This window comes from Syntrophorhabdaceae bacterium (assembly GCA_036504895.1).
Classification (GTDB): Bacteria; Desulfobacterota; Syntrophorhabdia; order Syntrophorhabdales; family Syntrophorhabdaceae; genus PNOM01.
In genome coordinates, this window is sequence record DASXUJ010000075.1 from 32,744 (window position 1) to 47,921 (window position 15,178).

A 15,178-nucleotide genomic window follows, 5' to 3' on the forward strand; every position below is an offset into this window, starting at 1 on the left:
CAAGAGGATCAACTTTGCATTGAAATTGTGCCCTTACCTGTGTGATACTAAGGAAACTTATGGGCCTCTTACCTCTGCTCTTCAAAGATCCTCTGACCTTTGTTCTTGTGGCCATACCTCTGCTTTATTCCATCATCCTCCATGAAGTCGCCCACGGCTGGGTGGCGGATAAGATGGGGGATTCCACCGCGCGCTGGCTGGGGAGGCTGACCCTCAACCCCATCAGGCACCTCGATCCCATAGGCACGGCCATGCTTTTTATCTTCGGTTTCGGCTGGGCCAAGCCGGTGCCCGTAAACTTCAACAACCTCCGGCCCGAACGGCGGGGGCTCATTTTCGTGGCTTCGGCAGGGATCGTCACCAACATACTCCTTGCCTTCATCGCCGCCCTCCTTCTTCATTACATGGCCGCCACCGGCATGGATGCGATTTACATCCTTCTCCAATACATGTTTCAGATCAACGTCATGCTCGCTGCCTTCAACCTCATCCCCATCCCCCCTCTTGACGGCTCGAAGATTCTGATGGGTTTTGCCTCGCGTAAGTTCCAGTATACCATGGCGCGAATAGAGCCCTATGGATTCTTCATTATCCTTGCCGCCCTGTGGCTTGGTTTCCTGAATCCCCTCATTTACTTCATCCAGCAGATCATTAAAGGGGCTATCCTCCTCTTTCTGCCCTGACGCCTCCGGGCCGCACAAATTACTTGATCCCGTGGCCCCACCTGTTCTATTGTATCCATTATCCCCGCGGAGTGACGTAAAAATGGCAATAGAGAGCCTAATCAAGCGAAAGTATCTGATCAACATAATACTCGCCGTCGCGGCCGCGGCCATAATGGTCTTCTATGCCCTGTGCACGACTTCCTGCTCTTATCTTAAAGGCGCTATCCTCGGCCTTGACCTCAAATATGCAGGTATTATCGCAATGGCAGTCGTGGTCGTCCTGAGCCTTCTGAAGAAAGACCTCCTTTTGCTGCCGGTCCTTTCCATGGGTATCGGGGCGGAGGCTTTCCTGGTCTCTTTTCAGGTAAAAAACGAGGTTTACTGCCCCTATTGCCTTGCCTATGGTGTGATCCTGGTGCTCCTTTTCCTGCTCAACATCGATTTTCGAAGAAAGTGGACCATGATCCTGTTCGCTATCGTCGGACTCCTCGCATTTGTCCTCCTTTTCAAGGGATCAGCCATGCCTGTCTACGCCATGCGATAAATCCCGCGCTGCCATGGGAGACCCCTGGCGCCCGTTGACGGAAACACGCTCGATCATTATATTCTCCCCAAAAAGGGGGCCTCTATGACTCTGCTCAAGGATCTTACCGTGGCGGCAATTTATGACTGGTTCGCCCACAAGGGCGCCATGCTGCTTAAGGAAAGTGGACCGGCTTTCGGAGAGGTGGTGCTCCAAAGTCTGCGCGCATCGATGGGTGACGTGAAGAGTCCCATGCCTGCCTTTCCTCGCGCGGATGGATTCGACGAGAAACTCGAAAAAGGGCTCACTCATAAGGATTTGACCGAGATTGCGGGCCACGTAAAGTCCTTTGTCTCGTCTCTCTCCCCGGGTTCCGGACCGGAAGGGGCTGAACGATTCATGGAATCGGTCTTCGAGCATGTGAAAGAGAATTTTCCGATCAGGGCGGCCCTCAAGACCTCGGTCGTCACAAAAGACCTTTTGGTCGATGCCCTTAAGGGGAATGACAAGGACGAGAAAATCCAGGCCATCCTCCTCCTGGGAGAGATAGATTCGGAAGAGACAAACCTTCTTCTCTATGATTTTCTTCAGGATAGAGATCCCGACCTCAGGGTGGCTGCCATACATGCGATGGCCGGCATGGGATCGGAATCATCCGTGCCCTACATTCTCGAACTCCTCCACGACCCGGAGATATCCGTCCGCGGGGCAGCGGTCGGCGCCCTCATGCAGCTTCGCTCGAAGGAAGCGATAGATGCCCTCATTGACGTGGTCATATGCGAGGATGACGAACCGGTGCGCGTGCGGGCCATTACCGCCCTATTCGATCTGGCATCCACAGAAGCGGCGGACAAGCTGGCCGAAGTCGCGCAATCTCACGTCGATCCCGTCTGCTGCAATCGGGCCCGGGAAGCAATTTCGAGATTAGGCGGAAAGGCCGAGACGACAAAAGAGTAATGCCGGGGACGGAAAATAAGGGTTTATTTCTTGCAAACGCCCACTGAACCCGCCTTGCAGCTCACTCCATCGGGCCAGGTGGCGCCGTTAAGATTTGCTCCCGAGATATTCGTTCCCGTTAAATTGGCGCCCGTAAGGTCGGCGTTTGAGATATTGGCGCCCGTAAGGTCCGTGCCGGAGAGGTTCGCTCCCCGCATGGTCGCATGCTCGAAGACAGCATTTATCAGATTTGCCCCGGAGAGGTCGGCTCCGCGGAGGATCATATGGAACCCTCTGGCCTTCAGCAGATTTGCATGGGTGAGATTGACACCGGTAAAATCTGCGTGGTCGAGGACCGCCCCGGCCAGGTCGGTGCCCACGAGTTCAGCATACTGGAGGCGTGCCTCGCTTAAATTGGCTCCCGTAAGATCGCACCTTGAAAAATCTGCATTGTTCAGGTGGGCCATGGAGAGGTTGGCCCCGGTGAGATCGGCTCCTGCCAGGTTCGCCCCCACGAGTCTCGCCCTGCTCAGGTTGAAACCCTTGAGTCCTGCCCCGGACAAATCGCACCCCGGGCATCGGAACGTGGTTTTCAGTCTTTGAAGATCGGCCGCGTTGAACCCATACCCGGTCCCGATAAAGAAAAATAGGGGAATAACGAACCCCGCCACAAAAAGAGCCAATTTCTTCAATTCTTTTCCTCCCGGAACTTTTGCATTAACAGATGAAGTCTCATCACCCTTATCTCATCCGTCAGAGATAGGGTCGTCTCCTTTTTATCGGCACGGAGCTGGCGATTCTAAAGATCATGAAACCATTCTCTGTCTCTTCCGCCAAGTGAATTAAGAGGTCGGACCGGGATTTTAAAGCTTTTTTGCTTTTTTTCGTAACTTTTTTCCCGTGACCCCCGACTTCATATTAGGATTGCGAGTAGGCTATAATGGCTTACGGAGCAGCGGACGCACCAGTGGGAGATGACATTCAGAATCCGAAAGATGAAGAGATCGTCCGTCAGATAGTAGATGGAGACGTAAACGCCTTCGAGCAGCTGGTGGAAAGGTACCGGAATTTTGTGGCGGCTATTGTTGCCCGACATGTCCCTTTCGATCAGGTAGAGGATACCTTGCAGGACGTATTTTTGAGGGCATACCGGTCGCTGCCGAAGTACAGGCATGACGGGGGCTTCAAATCCTGGTTGTCCGTGATTGCCGCGAGGACCTGTTACGACTTTTGGCGGGAACGCTACAAGTCCCGCGAAATTCCCATGAGCTCTCTATCGGAACAACACCGGGAGTGGCTCGAAACGACCCTCTCCGACCGATCGAGCGCCGCCTTCTACGAGCATAACCCCGAGAGGGAAGCCAGGGAAGTCCTGGACTGGGCAATCGGCGCCTTGTCGCCTGCCGACAGGATGGCGCTGGAACTTGTTTACCTTGAGGGGCGCTCCGTAAAAGAAGCGGCGGGCCTCATGGGATGGAGCGTCGCGAACGTGAAAGTGAGATTGTTCCGCTCCCGCAGAAGACTTCAAAACCTGTGCGAGGCGGCAGCCAAAGAAAGAAGGAGGGAAGGATGAAGACTTCCGGCATTGGACCGGACAAGCTCCGGCATGCCCTGAGACGGGCCTATATAGGAAAAGAGCCGCCTGAAATAGGCCTGAAATGGCGCGACGCCCTCATGGCCAAGGTCAGGGAGATCGGCCCCTTATGCGGGAAACCCCGCTTTCTGCCCTCCTTCGAGAAGATCGTGTGGCGCCTTGTGCCCATCACCACGCCTCTCGCGCTCATATTGATCTTTTTTCTCGTGAAGCTTGGGCTCGCATCGGCACAGAATAGCCTTCAAAGTTTTATAAACGGCCTGGAGGAATGGACCATAATCCAGTTCTTTTCAGTATGACGGAGGCAGAATGAACGTGTGGAAATTGGTCACCGGAGTAGTTCTCTTACTCCTCGTGGGGATACTCTTCGGCTCCATAGGCACCTGGCTGCTTATGAAACCCCCCCGGCCTCCCGGTCCGTGGCACCACAAGAACAGATCGGCTGAAATGGCTGACCGGCTGGCGAAAGAGCTCGATCTCACCCGTGCCCAAAAAACTGCGGTTGAAGATATCCTCAATAAGACAGGGGAGAAACTTCACGAGCATTTCATGCAGGTGAAACCGGAAGTGGATAAAATCATTGACGAAGGTTTTGCGCAGATAAAGACCCAGCTCACGGCCCCGCAAAAAATGGAGTTTGAAAAGATAAGAAGAAAGTTCGACCGGCGTCATGGACCGGGTCGCGGCCCGGAACAGCCATTCCTGCCGCCTCCCCCGCCTCATTAACAAGATACCGGTCGTCGGGGGCCGTCTCCCATCGCGTCGGGCTCTGTGCTTTAGCCGTCTTCTTCTTCTATTTCCACGGGGACGGGAAAATGGGGAAATCGAACTCGATAAGACAGGGCTCATCCCACCTCAGGCGACATAAGGTATCCTTCAACCGGTCGGGGTCGGTTACCCTTTTTGCCTCGATACCGAATGATCCCGCCAATTTTACGAAATCAGGGTTGGTAAGGCCCATAGAACCTTTGATGCCATAGGAAGATTCCATATAATCTTCGAGTATCCCGTAGCTCCTGTTGTTATATACTATGGTCACAAGCGGAATATTATACTCCCTTATGACGGCTAGCTCTGCCGAGGAGGGAAGAAAACTGCCGTCCCCGCATATGGCCAGGCACGGCGTATCGGGACGGCCCACCCTTGCGCCTATTCCCGCCGGAAGGGCATAGAAAATGGGTGATATACCCCTCGGCATAATAAAAGTCCTTTGAAATTCCACGGGAAAATAATATTCGGCCCAGTAGCCGAGGAGGCTCAAATCCCACACGGTCACCGTCTCCAGGGGAATTGCCTCCCTGACCGCCTTCATGATATGAAAACCCATAAAGTCTCTTTCGAGAGAGCTTCTCTCCTCCTCCTGCTGCCTTTTGAGCCCTTCCAGGTCCCAGTTGAATCGAGCTCTGCCAAGGACCTCATGCAGCTCGACAAGGGCAGCGTTTAAATCGCCCGAGACCACGCAGGCCCCCGCATAATTCTTACCCATCCATGCGCCGTTCGTGTCTATGTGGATAAGATCCTTGATTTTTATTCCCCGTCGCTTCGCGTCCACATCCCTGAGTCTCGTACCGAGGGCAATGACAACATCGGCTGAATCGAGGATCCGCCTCGCCGTCCCTCTCTGCATGATATTTCCGAAGGCACAGGGACCGTATTCCGAGAGGACCCCCTTTCCTGCCGTGGTGGTGAGAAAGGGTATTGACCGATCGACGCAGAGCGATTCGAGGAGCGGCCTCAACTCCTCTCTCATGAGCCCCTTCCCGCCGATGATGACGGGATGTTTCTTTCCGGCGAGGACATGCTCGATTTCATCGAGGTCAAGCCTTTCCTGCCGTTCCGGGCGTGCAGGCAACGTGAAAGGAACCTCCTTTTCAAATAGAGTATAGGGGATGGAGATCATCACGGGACCTCTCCTCTCTGCCATTGCGAGACAAAAGGCGTCATCGAGGAGAGGTATGAGCTCGTCGGCAATGGACACGCAAAAGGTCTTTTTTGTGATATGCCTGAAGATGGCTTCGGGCTCCACGAGCTCGTGGAGTATGCCTTTCCCTATGTCCTTTCTTCCCGTATCGATATGGATAATGAGGAGGGGAACATCATCCGAGAAGGCTTCCATGCATCCCGAGACCACATTGCCCAAACCGGGGCCCGGGGTCACGATAAGGATGCCCGCCTCGCCGGTCGCCCTGGCATAGCCGTCCGCCATGGAGGCGAGAGTCGATTCATGGCGCCCCCTAATGGATAAGATCCGGGGATTCTTCGTTATTGCTTCGTTGAAAGGGAGGGTATGGATGCCCGGGAGATGGAACAGATTTTTAATGCCTTTTTTCTCAAAAAAGTGTAGAATTGCGTCTTTGCCGAGCATGGGCTTTTATAGATTTAAGTTTAGCATACTGGTACTGAAAGTTAAATAAAAATTTACTTGACAACCGGGGCCCACATTTTGTTTAATACTGTAAACTTCTTGTAAGCGTATAGTGTTAGTGAAATGAATATAGGAACATCCAGTATTGGTGAGAGAATAAAGACATTGAGGCAGGCGAAATCCCTGACTCAGGAGGAGCTCGCGTCACGGGCTGGCCTCACAAAAGGCTTTATCTCTCAAATTGAGCGGAATTTAACATCATTGTCCGTCGAGAGCCTCATCGGCATCCTCGACGCACTGGATGAAAAACCATCCAATTTTTTCAATGGTGCTTTTGACGAGCAGATAGTCTTCAGACTTAAAGACCGGGTGGAGTTGGAGATGGAGGACGTGAAGTCTTTTAAGATCCTCGTTCCCGCCGCCCAGAACAGAATGCTGGACCCTGCTCTTCTTGAAATGGACCCAGGCGAGAAAACGCCCGAAGAGGAACCCCATGAGGGTGAAGAATTCGGACTTGTTCTTTCCGGCAGCATCGAGCTCACCCTTGGTGGAAAAATTTATAAGCTGAAAAAGGGTGAGTGTTTTTATTTCAAAGCAACCCGGAAGCATTTTATAGCGAACAGGCGAGGGAATAAGGCGTTTGTCCTTTGGGTATCTTCGCCTCCTAATTTTTAGTGCCCCTGAAGGGCGGAGTAATAAATAAAATGGGGTCAACCGGATTTCCGAGATAAAGAAATCACCCACAAACCGGTTGAGTATTAAAGAGTTGGGAGGTGGTTCAAGTGATTATTAAAACACCCACTACATTTTTTCTGGCGAGCGGTTCCTCCGAAGGATTTTCGCTCCTGAATGCGTTCGACGGTGCCCTGTTGGCGTCGGGCGTCGGGGACACCAACCTGGTGAGAATGAGCAGCATCCTTCCTCCGCATTGCAAGGAGCTTAACCCTGCTCCCCTGCCCATGCCGCAGGGAGCTCTCGTTCCCACGGCCTATGCGTCACTTTACAGCGAAGTGCCCGGCGAGACCATATCGGCAGCAGTGGCGATCGGGATACCCGAGGATTCGAACCTCGCGGGATTAATAATGGAATATTCGGCAAGGGCGGAAGAGAAAGCCGTCGTGGACCAGGTCAAGAAGATGGTGGAAAAAGGGATGGATGTCAGGAAGCGGGCGATTAAAGAAATTAAGGCCATATCGGCCACCTATAAAGTCGTCAGCATCGGCGCAGTTTTTGCCGCAGTAGTCCTTTGGGATTGATTGGATGGGATTTCTGAGAAATGGTGCGAGAGTGCAGAATTTTTCTTCGGATAAGATGCCTGCCGCAAGGCCCGCTCAATTGGGGCAATTTCCGTCCTGCACCGGTCCGGCGCAGATCTTCCCGCTTATTTTCGATCGCTGAATACAGGTTAAATTCCAGCTTTAAGACTCTTTTCGATCTCTTCATATCCGGCAGGAAAGCCCTGCCGCACTATTCCTTTCAAAAGGCGGCCACATGAAAGGTGTTTTCACGAGTGCATTCATGGGATCAGGGACTGAGGACAAGGGGATTATTGTTCTGGGGTGCCCCCTCGATGTAACCTCCTCTTTCCGGGGAGGGACCAAATTTGCCCCCGACAGCATCAGAAAGGCATCGTGGACCCTCGAGACCTACAGCCCTTACCTGAAACAGGACCTGGAGGATGTAATATTTCACGACTCCGGCAACCTCGAGCTATTCCCCGCAGACCTCAGGCACTCCCTAGACTTTATCGAAGAGGCGGCGGCAGGAATTGCAGGCCAGGGGCGGAAGCATCTCATCCTCGGCGGCGAGCACCTCATCACCTTCCCTCTCCTGAAGGGTTTAAGAAATTATTATAAAGAGCTTCAGGTCGTCCATTTCGACGCCCATTGCGACCTCAGGGATCAATACGAGGGACAGGAGCTGTCCCACGCGACGGCCATGAAACGGGTGAAAGAGCTTGGCGGAATAGATTTGATGCAGATAGGCATTCGGTCCGGAACGCGGCAGGAGTTCGAAGAGCTGAGCGAGATAAGGTCGCCTTCGGAGCTCGAGGCCCGCCTGGATCGAAACCGTCCCGTCTACCTTACCTTCGATATTGACGTCTTTGACCCGTCCCTGGTCTCGGGAGTAACCACCCCGGAGCCGGGAGGTCTTACCTTCAAAGAAGTAATGGACTATTTTTCTGTCTTAAAAGGAAGAGAAATAAAGGGCGCCGACATAGTCGAGCTGGCGCCCGATTACGATACGACCTTCGTCTCCTCCGTCACCGCCGCAAAAGTAGCCCGGGAAATCCTCCTGCTCCTTGAGTGAAGGGGCAGTCGTGAGTATATAGTATATACGCGGGTGAGCCTTGAAAAACGGCCGATCCGGAAGAAGGGCAAGGCAGCTCATTCAGTTGATTGATTAAGGTGCGGCATTAAGTTTGCTTAGAAATATGAAGCGGGTATGGTTAAACATTGATTTTCCAAAAACCCTTCGCGACATGTAGCTCGCACCGCGAGCGAGAAGGGGAGGCTCCACGGGCTTTTGCCCGCGGACCAACAGTAGGCGCCTTAAGCGGGGGGCGACGTGAGCCCCATTAATTACAAAGGAATATAGCGAACATGAACGCAAACAACGGTAAAATACTGATAATCGGAGCAGGGGGAGTGGCGACGGTGGCTGTCCACAAGTGCGCCCAGGTCCCGGAGGTCTTCAAAGAGATCATGGTGGCAAGCAGGACCCTCTCCAAGTGCGACGCCATAAAGGAAGATATACGCCGCAGATACGGAAGGGAGATCCAGACCGCCCGCGTGGATGCGGATAACGTGCCGGAGCTTTCAGCCCTCATCGAAAAGTTCCAGCCTTATGTCGTACTCAATCTCGCCCTCCCTTATCAGGACCTCCACATCATGGATGCATGCCTTGAAACAGGGGTCCATTATGTGGATACCGCCAATTACGAGCCCCTGGATGAGGCCCACTTCGAGTATAGCTGGCAATGGGCATATCAGGAGAGGTTCCGGCAAAAGGGAATTATGGCGGTGCTGGGCTCCGGTTTCGATCCGGGGGTGACGAACGTATTCACCGCCTATGCAAAAAAGCACCTCTTCGACGAGATACATTACCTCGACATCCTCGACTGCAACGCCGGAAGCCACGGTCATGCCTTTGCCACCAACTTCAACCCTGAGATCAATATCAGGGAGGTGACCCAGACGGTGAGGCACTGGGACCAGGGAAGATGGATCGAGACCCCGGCCATAATCGAAGAGGGGTCAACCCACTTCAGCTTCGACTATCCGATTGCCGGGGCGAAGGAGAGCTATCTCCTCTATCATGAAGAGCTCGAATCCCTCGTACGTCACATTCCGGAAATCCGGAGGGCCAGGTTCTGGATGACCTTTTCGGAAAACTACCTCACCCACCTGAAGGTGCTTCAGGAAGTGGGCATGACGAGAATAGACGAGATCGATTACGAAGGGTGCAAGATCATACCCATAAAGTTTCTCAAGACCCTCCTTCCCGAGCCTGCCTCCCTCGGAACGAAATACACGGGAAAAACCGTGATCGGAAACGTGATGACCGGGACCCGGAATGGTGAGACCATTACACGTTACATCTATAATGTGTGCGACCACGAAGAGGCCTTCAGGCAAACCGGCACCCAGGCGATCGCCTTCACCACGGGCGTGCCGGCCATGATCGGGGCCATGATGGTGCTTACCGGAACATGGAAGGGAACGGGAGTCTACAATATGGAACAACTCGATCCGGATAAGTTCATGGAAGCACTCAATGCCTATGGTCTGCCCTGGCAGGTGGTGGAGCACGCCCCTCTGCCGGAGCACGTCTGACGCCTATGAAGGCCGTTGCCGAAAAGAGGAATTCGATCGATCGTTTTTCGGCAAAAAAGTCCGGGACAATATCCCGTTATCACGGACTCTCAGATGCGGGGAGGCAGGAACTACTCCGCTCCCTCGATACCGCGGGCCTGAAAACCCTCACCCGATCGATTAAACATGCGAAAAAGGAGTTTTTTGCGGCAGCGAAGGAGAGGTCCCTTGCCATCGCTGCCACGCCTGCCACGCCTGTCTATCTTATCGATGAATCCCTGATCGAGGAAAACATGCGGCTCCTCCGTTACGTGAAAGACCGCACCGGCTGCAAGATCCTTCACGCCCTCAAGGCATATGCCTCTTTCGCCACTTTTCCCATGATGAGCGACTACCTCGACGGGACATGCGCAAGCGGGCTCAATGAAGCGCGACTTGGCCGTGAGAAGTTCGGAAAAGAGGTCCACACCTTTTCGGCCGCCTACCGGGAGCAGGAGATAGGCCCTATTCTCAGATATTCCGATACAGTTGTTTTCAACTCCTTTTATCAGCTCGGGCGCTTTGGGAAAGCGGCACGGAAGAAGGGAGTGAGGGTGGGCCTCAGGGTCAATCCCGGGTATTCGGAGGTGGAGACCGCCATGTACAACCCCTGTGCCCCCTGTTCGAGACTCGGCATCACCCATGAGGCCTTTGTCGCCGGGTTCCCGGAATATGACGGGATGGTGGAAGGACTTCATTTCCACGCCATGTGCCAGCAGAATTCGGATGTCCTCGAGCGGGTCCTCAACTCCTTCGAAGCACTCTACGGACCATATTTGAAGGGGCTTCAATGGGTAAATTTCGGGGGAGGCCACCATATCACGCGGGATGATTATGACCTGGAGCGCCTTATTAAAATTATTAAACAATTCAAGGCGAAATACGGTCTGCAGGTCTATCTCGAACCGGGTGAAGCGAGCGTGCTTCACGCAGGCGTCCTCATCTCCTCCGTCCTCGATATCGTCAGCAACAGCGGAGAGATCGCCATAATAGACGCCTCCGCCGAAGCCCACATGCCCGACGTGCTCCTCATGCCCTACCGGCCTGAGATTTTAACTTCCGCGGGGCCGGGGGAAAAGAAATATACCTACAGGCTCGCCGGACCGACCTGCCTTGCGGGAGATGTAATCGGAGACTATTCTTTCGATGCTCCCCTTGAAAGAGGGACCCGGCTCGTCTTCACCGATATGGCGCTTTATAGTATCGTAAAGAATACGACATTCAACGGGATCAACCTCCCGGATATCGCACTCCTCGGAAGCAACGGAACAATAGAGGTAATCAGGCGATTCGGATACAGGGATTACATGAACAGACAATCATAGCGGGCAACACTGCGTCCGTCACGAAAACTTAGGAGGCCGGGATGAAGATAAATCTGACCAAAAGCCAGTTCGAGACATTGCTCAAGACAGTCTACCTCGGGAACTGGGTGGCAGCCTCCGCAGGGGAAGAGGCAGACCGGGAATTCGAAGATTTTGAACAATACGTGCTCTCTCTCGCCAAGGATTTCGGGTACGAAGCCTTCGCCGGTTTCGACGAAAAGGAGAAAACCTACTACCCCACCGAGGAGTTCGAGGAAAAGACAGGCGTGGTCGATACCATCGGGGATTACAACATGCACACCGTCTGGGAAGAGATGGTGCTCTCCCTGGCCCGGCGCGACCTCATCGGCCAATATGGCGAAGACAGGGTGGAGAAGATGTCCGATGACGAGATCGTGGAAAAGGAGTATCCCTTTATAGTGAAGTACGAGGAAGAGTTCAGGGAAAGCGGCTTCCAAAACCTCGTGATCACGAAAAAGGGGCTCCGTCTGGCATAACAGGCACCTATCCCGCCCGGCGGCAGGGGTACATCTTGCGAACCGGCCGGCAGGAATGGCTGCCCCCTTCCCTCCCCTCGCGCCGCTGATGGGAGCAGCCTGTTCGTGCGGCTTACGAGCTCACGAAGCATGCGGATACATTATCGATTCGGCTCTTTGCCACGCCCCAGTCCGGCCGCGCGAGCCCAAAAGTCTTGATAATTTGCGAAGTTGAGTATATAATAAGGTCGAACAGACGAGAACGAAACGGATTAATTCCGCTCGCATATTTTTCTGGAGGAATGTATGAAGGTTGAAGTGACGAATCTCGATCAGGTGAGGAAGAAAGTTGAGGTCATTCTTCCAGAAGAAAAGCTCAAGGAGTTGGAAAACGAGATCTACGACGAGCTGAAGAAACAGGCAAAAATCCGGGGTTTTCGTCCCGGTAAGACCCCTAAATCAATTCTGACCGCATATTATAAAGATTACGTGGAAGACGAGTTGAAGAAGAGGATGGTCCAGAATACCATGGGAGAGGCACTCGCCCAGGCGGAAGTGGCCCCCGTGACCGAGCCTTACGTTGATTTCATCGAGGCTGAAGGACAACAGGGATACACCATGGAGTGCGAGGTAGAGCCCGAGATCGAGCTTCCCGAATACAAGGGAATGGAAATAGAAGTGTCAAAGATCGCGGTGAGCGACGAAGAGATGCAGGAGCGGATCGAAAGGCTCAGAAACATGCACGCCGAGATGAAGATGAAAGATGAGACCTCGGGTGCCGAAAAGGGCGATTTCGTGATCGTGAAATACCAGGGATTTTCGGAAGACGGGAAGCCGGTGAACGAAGTGGCCACCGAAGGCTATCCCCTGGAGCTCGGCACCACCACCCTGCTCCCCGAATTTGAGGCGGCCCTGACCGGCATGAAGGCAGGGGAAGAGAAGGATGTGCCCATCAGCTTTCCTGAAGATTATCCGGATGCAAGCATCGCATCCCAGACGATCGTTTTCCGTGTCACCGTAAAGGAGATCCGGGAAAAGAAGCTCCCCGAAGTGAACGATGAATTTGCGAAAGACCTCTCCTTCGATACCTTGGACGCACTGAAGGAGAGTATCCGGGGCGAGATAGAGAAAGAGAAGGAAGGGGCGGAGAAGAGAAACGTGGTCCAGCAGCTGGTCTCGGGCCTTATCTCGAAAGTCGAAGTACCCGTTCCCCCGAAATACCTTGAGAAGAAAGTGGAAGGCATGGTCGAGGATGCCAAGATGCGGTTCAAGAGCCAGTCCCAGCGGCTCGGTCCTGACGAGGAGAAGGCACTCGAGGAAAACCTGCGGAAAGAGTTCGAGCCGAGGGCCGTGGACCGGGTAAAGGCGGAGATCCTCCTCGCCAAGATCGCGAAGAAAGAAGGCATCACCTTAAATGAAGAAGAAGTGTTCGATAAAATAAAGAAGTTTGCCGAAGAGAGCAAGCAGCCCTTCAGCGAAGTCCTTCAGTTTTACCGGCAGTATAATCTCATAGGCGGCTTGAGACAGAACATAATTGAGGAAAAAGCAGTCGACTTCCTGCGTGAGCATGCCGTCATGAAGGAGAAGGAATGAACCTTGTACCGATCGTAATTGAGAAAGACGGCAGGGGAGAGCGGGCGTACGACATCTACTCGAAGCTGCTGAAAGAAAGAATCATTTTTCTGGGGGCCCCCATCGATGACAATGTGGCCAACATCGTGATCGCCCAGCTGCTCTTCCTTGAATCGGAAGACCCCACACGGGAGATATCGATATATGTGAACAGCCCCGGCGGTTACATCACCAGCGGACTCGCCATATACGATACCATGCAGTACATCAAATCCCCCGTCACCACCATGTGCACGGGCCAGGCTGCGAGCATGGCGGCCGTGCTTTTAGGCGCGGGCGAGAAGGGAAAACGTTATGCCCTGCCCCATTCGCGGGTGCTGATCCATCAGCCCCTCGGCGGAGCCCAGGGACAGGCTACGGACATCGGCATACAGGCCAAGGAGATACTGAGGACCCGTGAGGAATTGAACGAGATCCTCGTGAAACATACAGGCCAGTCAATGGAAAAGATAATTCAGGATACGGAACGGGACTTCTACATGACCGCCATACAGGCTGTTGAATACGGCATAATAGACGAGATCGTGGAGAAACGAAAATGACCATGATAAAGAAAAATAATGGGAGGACGATGAAATTGCATTGTTCTTTTTGCGGTAAAAGTCAGGACGAGGTAAAGAAGCTGATCGCAGGCCCGATGGTGTACATCTGCAACGAGTGCATCGAGCTCTGCAACGAGATTATTCAGGACGAGGCAAAGAAAGAGAGATTCGACTACATAAAGACGTCCATTCCCAAACCCCATGAGATAAGAAAGCTGCTCGATGAGTACGTCATCGGCCAGGATTACGCGAAGAAGGTCCTTTCCGTAGCGGTCTACAACCACTACAAGAGGATAGAGGCGAAAGCCAATTTCGACGACGTGGAGATCCAGAAGAGCAACATCCTCATGATAGGCCCCACGGGCTCGGGCAAGACGCTGCTCGCCCAGACCCTCGCGAGGGTCCTCCATGTCCCCTTCACCATCGCGGATGCCACCACCCTCACAGAGGCGGGATACGTGGGCGAGGACGTGGAGAACATCATACTCTATCTCCTTCAGTCGGCAGACTACAATATCGAGAAGGCGGAGAGAGGGATCGTCTATATCGACGAAATCGACAAGATATCGAGAAAGACGGACAGCCCTTCCATCACCAGGGACGTATCCGGCGAAGGCGTGCAGCAGGCGCTCCTCAAGATCATCGAGGGAACGGTCGCGAATGTGCCGCCCAAAGGCGGCAGGAAACATCCCCAGCAGGATTACATCAAGGTTGACACCACGAACATCCTCTTCATCTGCGGCGGCGCGTTTAACGCCGTAGAATCGATTGTCGCAGGCAGGATCGGGAAGAAGGGGATCGGTTTCGGCGTCGACATAGAAGGCGGCAGGGACAAGAAATATTCCGAGCTGATGAGAGAGATCCAGCCCGAGGACCTCCTGAAATACGGGCTGATCCCGGAATTCATCGGAAGGCTGCCCATCATCGCGACCCTGGATGAGCTCAGCGAAGACAACCTCGTGGAGATCGTGAAGAGACCGAAGAACGCCATCTCCAAACAGTACAAGAAGCTTTTCGAGCTCGAGAACGTGAAGCTCACCTTCACCGAAGGGGCGCTACGCGGTATCGCCAGGGAGGCCATGAAGAAGAAGACGGGCGCAAGGGGCCTGAGGTCGATTATGGAAAAAGTCATGCTCGACGTCATGTACGAGATCCCGACCCTGTCGAACGTGAAAGAGTGCGTAGTCAATGAGGACGTGATCATGAACCACGAGCGTCCCATAATGATATACGAAGAAGAAGCAGAAATCGCATGAAGCGTTTGAC

Annotated in this window: 17 protein-coding genes; 15 read left to right on the forward strand and 2 right to left on the reverse strand. The window is 53.5% G+C overall.

Annotated elements, in window-relative coordinates; all coding sequences use genetic code 11:
• The first annotated feature begins 59 nt into the window (after positions 1-59).
• From VGJ94_10495 to VGJ94_10505, 3 genes are all read left to right on the forward strand, one after another.
• Positions 60-683, forward strand: a complete 624-nt coding sequence (locus tag VGJ94_10495; GenBank protein ID HEY3277040.1) for a site-2 protease family protein — start codon at positions 60-62, stop codon at positions 681-683.
• Positions 684-765: 82 nt separating this feature from the next.
• Positions 766-1,209, forward strand: a complete 444-nt coding sequence (locus tag VGJ94_10500; GenBank protein ID HEY3277041.1) for a hypothetical protein — start codon at positions 766-768, stop codon at positions 1,207-1,209.
• A gap of 84 nt (positions 1,210-1,293) precedes the next feature.
• Positions 1,294-2,145: a HEAT repeat domain-containing protein gene (locus tag VGJ94_10505; GenBank protein HEY3277042.1), complete on the forward strand. Its 852-nt coding sequence runs from the start codon at positions 1,294-1,296 to the stop codon at positions 2,143-2,145.
• A gap of 23 nt (positions 2,146-2,168) precedes the next feature.
• Here the strand turns inward: VGJ94_10505 and VGJ94_10510 are convergent, their stop codons facing one another.
• Positions 2,169-2,816 (reverse strand): pentapeptide repeat-containing protein, encoded by a 648-nt coding sequence (locus VGJ94_10510; GenBank protein ID HEY3277043.1) that lies wholly within the window; start codon positions 2,814-2,816, stop codon positions 2,169-2,171.
• Positions 2,817-3,064: 248 nt separating this feature from the next.
• Between VGJ94_10510 and VGJ94_10515 the strand changes: the two genes are divergently transcribed.
• From VGJ94_10515 to VGJ94_10525, 3 genes are read left to right on the forward strand one after another with little or no spacing between them, the layout of a single operon-like run.
• Complete coding sequence (locus VGJ94_10515; protein ID HEY3277044.1) at positions 3,065-3,697, forward strand: RNA polymerase sigma factor; 633 nt, start codon at positions 3,065-3,067, stop codon at positions 3,695-3,697.
• Complete coding sequence (locus tag VGJ94_10520; protein HEY3277045.1) at positions 3,694-4,017, forward strand: hypothetical protein; 324 nt, start codon at positions 3,694-3,696, stop codon at positions 4,015-4,017. The genes VGJ94_10515 and VGJ94_10520 overlap by 4 nt, the downstream gene beginning before the upstream one ends.
• A 10-nt stretch (positions 4,018-4,027) precedes the next feature.
• Positions 4,028-4,444, forward strand: a complete 417-nt coding sequence (locus tag VGJ94_10525; GenBank protein ID HEY3277046.1) for a hypothetical protein — start codon at positions 4,028-4,030, stop codon at positions 4,442-4,444.
• Between the two features lie 67 nt (positions 4,445-4,511).
• On the opposite strand, the gene VGJ94_10530 is transcribed toward VGJ94_10525, so the two are convergent.
• Complete coding sequence (locus VGJ94_10530; GenBank protein ID HEY3277047.1) at positions 4,512-6,083, reverse strand: thiamine pyrophosphate-binding protein; 1,572 nt, start codon at positions 6,081-6,083, stop codon at positions 4,512-4,514.
• Positions 6,084-6,206: 123 nt separating this feature from the next.
• On the opposite strand from VGJ94_10530, the gene VGJ94_10535 reads away from it, so the two are divergent.
• The 9 genes from VGJ94_10535 to clpX all read left to right on the forward strand — a co-directional run bounded on the left by VGJ94_10535 (position 6,207) and on the right by clpX (position 15,168).
• Positions 6,207-6,758 (forward strand): cupin domain-containing protein, encoded by a 552-nt coding sequence (locus VGJ94_10535; GenBank protein ID HEY3277048.1) that lies wholly within the window; start codon positions 6,207-6,209, stop codon positions 6,756-6,758.
• 107 nt (positions 6,759-6,865) lie between these two features.
• On the forward strand, positions 6,866-7,339 hold the full coding sequence (locus VGJ94_10540) for an arginine decarboxylase, pyruvoyl-dependent (GenBank protein ID HEY3277049.1): 474 nt from the start codon (positions 6,866-6,868) through the stop codon (positions 7,337-7,339).
• Positions 7,340-7,574: 235 nt separating this feature from the next.
• Positions 7,575-8,393 (forward strand): agmatinase, encoded by an 819-nt coding sequence (gene speB / locus VGJ94_10545; GenBank protein ID HEY3277050.1) that lies wholly within the window; start codon positions 7,575-7,577, stop codon positions 8,391-8,393.
• A gap of 293 nt (positions 8,394-8,686) precedes the next feature.
• A complete protein-coding gene (locus VGJ94_10550) occupies positions 8,687-9,919 on the forward strand; it encodes a saccharopine dehydrogenase family protein (protein ID HEY3277051.1) in 1,233 nt (410 codons plus the stop codon).
• A gap of 5 nt (positions 9,920-9,924) precedes the next feature.
• The gene (gene nspC, locus VGJ94_10555) at positions 9,925-11,262 is read left to right on the forward strand and encodes a carboxynorspermidine decarboxylase (GenBank protein ID HEY3277052.1); all 1,338 of its coding nucleotides are present in this window, start codon (positions 9,925-9,927) and stop codon (positions 11,260-11,262) included.
• A gap of 41 nt (positions 11,263-11,303) precedes the next feature.
• Positions 11,304-11,759 carry a hypothetical protein gene (locus VGJ94_10560; GenBank protein HEY3277053.1) on the forward strand — a complete coding sequence of 152 codons (456 nt, stop codon included), beginning with the start codon at positions 11,304-11,306 and terminating at the stop codon, positions 11,757-11,759.
• Between the two features lie 285 nt (positions 11,760-12,044).
• The gene (gene tig / locus VGJ94_10565) at positions 12,045-13,331 is read left to right on the forward strand and encodes a trigger factor (GenBank protein HEY3277054.1); all 1,287 of its coding nucleotides are present in this window, start codon (positions 12,045-12,047) and stop codon (positions 13,329-13,331) included.
• Positions 13,328-13,912 carry an ATP-dependent Clp endopeptidase proteolytic subunit ClpP gene (gene clpP / locus VGJ94_10570; protein ID HEY3277055.1) on the forward strand — a complete coding sequence of 195 codons (585 nt, stop codon included), beginning with the start codon at positions 13,328-13,330 and terminating at the stop codon, positions 13,910-13,912. Before tig ends, clpP begins: the two co-directional genes overlap by 4 nt.
• 29 nt (positions 13,913-13,941) lie before the next feature.
• Positions 13,942-15,168: an ATP-dependent Clp protease ATP-binding subunit ClpX gene (gene clpX / locus VGJ94_10575; protein HEY3277056.1), complete on the forward strand. Its 1,227-nt coding sequence runs from the start codon at positions 13,942-13,944 to the stop codon at positions 15,166-15,168.
• The last annotated feature ends 10 nt before the right edge of the window (positions 15,169-15,178 follow it).

What these genes read in the sequence shown, in the direction of transcription:
- clpP (HEY3277055.1), top strand. Translation starts at nt 13,328, where the DNA reads ATGAACCTTGTACCGATCGTAATTGAGAAAGACGGCAGGGGAGAGCGG.
- VGJ94_10535 (HEY3277048.1), top strand. Translation starts at nt 6,207, where the DNA reads ATGAATATAGGAACATCCAGTATTGGTGAGAGAATAAAGACATTGAGG.
- VGJ94_10515 (HEY3277044.1), top strand. Translation starts at nt 3,065, where the DNA reads ATGGCTTACGGAGCAGCGGACGCACCAGTGGGAGATGACATTCAGAAT.
- VGJ94_10550 (HEY3277051.1), top strand. Translation starts at nt 8,687, where the DNA reads ATGAACGCAAACAACGGTAAAATACTGATAATCGGAGCAGGGGGAGTG.
- clpX (HEY3277056.1), top strand. Translation starts at nt 13,942, where the DNA reads ATGAAATTGCATTGTTCTTTTTGCGGTAAAAGTCAGGACGAGGTAAAG.
- VGJ94_10560 (HEY3277053.1), top strand. Translation starts at nt 11,304, where the DNA reads ATGAAGATAAATCTGACCAAAAGCCAGTTCGAGACATTGCTCAAGACA.
- VGJ94_10520 (HEY3277045.1), top strand. Translation starts at nt 3,694, where the DNA reads ATGAAGACTTCCGGCATTGGACCGGACAAGCTCCGGCATGCCCTGAGA.
- VGJ94_10505 (HEY3277042.1), top strand. Translation starts at nt 1,294, where the DNA reads ATGACTCTGCTCAAGGATCTTACCGTGGCGGCAATTTATGACTGGTTC.
- VGJ94_10500 (HEY3277041.1), top strand. Translation starts at nt 766, where the DNA reads ATGGCAATAGAGAGCCTAATCAAGCGAAAGTATCTGATCAACATAATA.
- speB (HEY3277050.1), top strand. Translation starts at nt 7,575, where the DNA reads ATGAAAGGTGTTTTCACGAGTGCATTCATGGGATCAGGGACTGAGGAC.
- VGJ94_10530 (HEY3277047.1), bottom strand. Translation starts at nt 6,083, where the DNA reads ATGCTCGGCAAAGACGCAATTCTACACTTTTTTGAGAAAAAAGGCATT.
- nspC (HEY3277052.1), top strand. Translation starts at nt 9,925, where the DNA reads ATGAAGGCCGTTGCCGAAAAGAGGAATTCGATCGATCGTTTTTCGGCA.
- VGJ94_10525 (HEY3277046.1), top strand. Translation starts at nt 4,028, where the DNA reads ATGAACGTGTGGAAATTGGTCACCGGAGTAGTTCTCTTACTCCTCGTG.
- tig (HEY3277054.1), top strand. Translation starts at nt 12,045, where the DNA reads ATGAAGGTTGAAGTGACGAATCTCGATCAGGTGAGGAAGAAAGTTGAG.
- VGJ94_10495 (HEY3277040.1), top strand. Translation starts at nt 60, where the DNA reads ATGGGCCTCTTACCTCTGCTCTTCAAAGATCCTCTGACCTTTGTTCTT.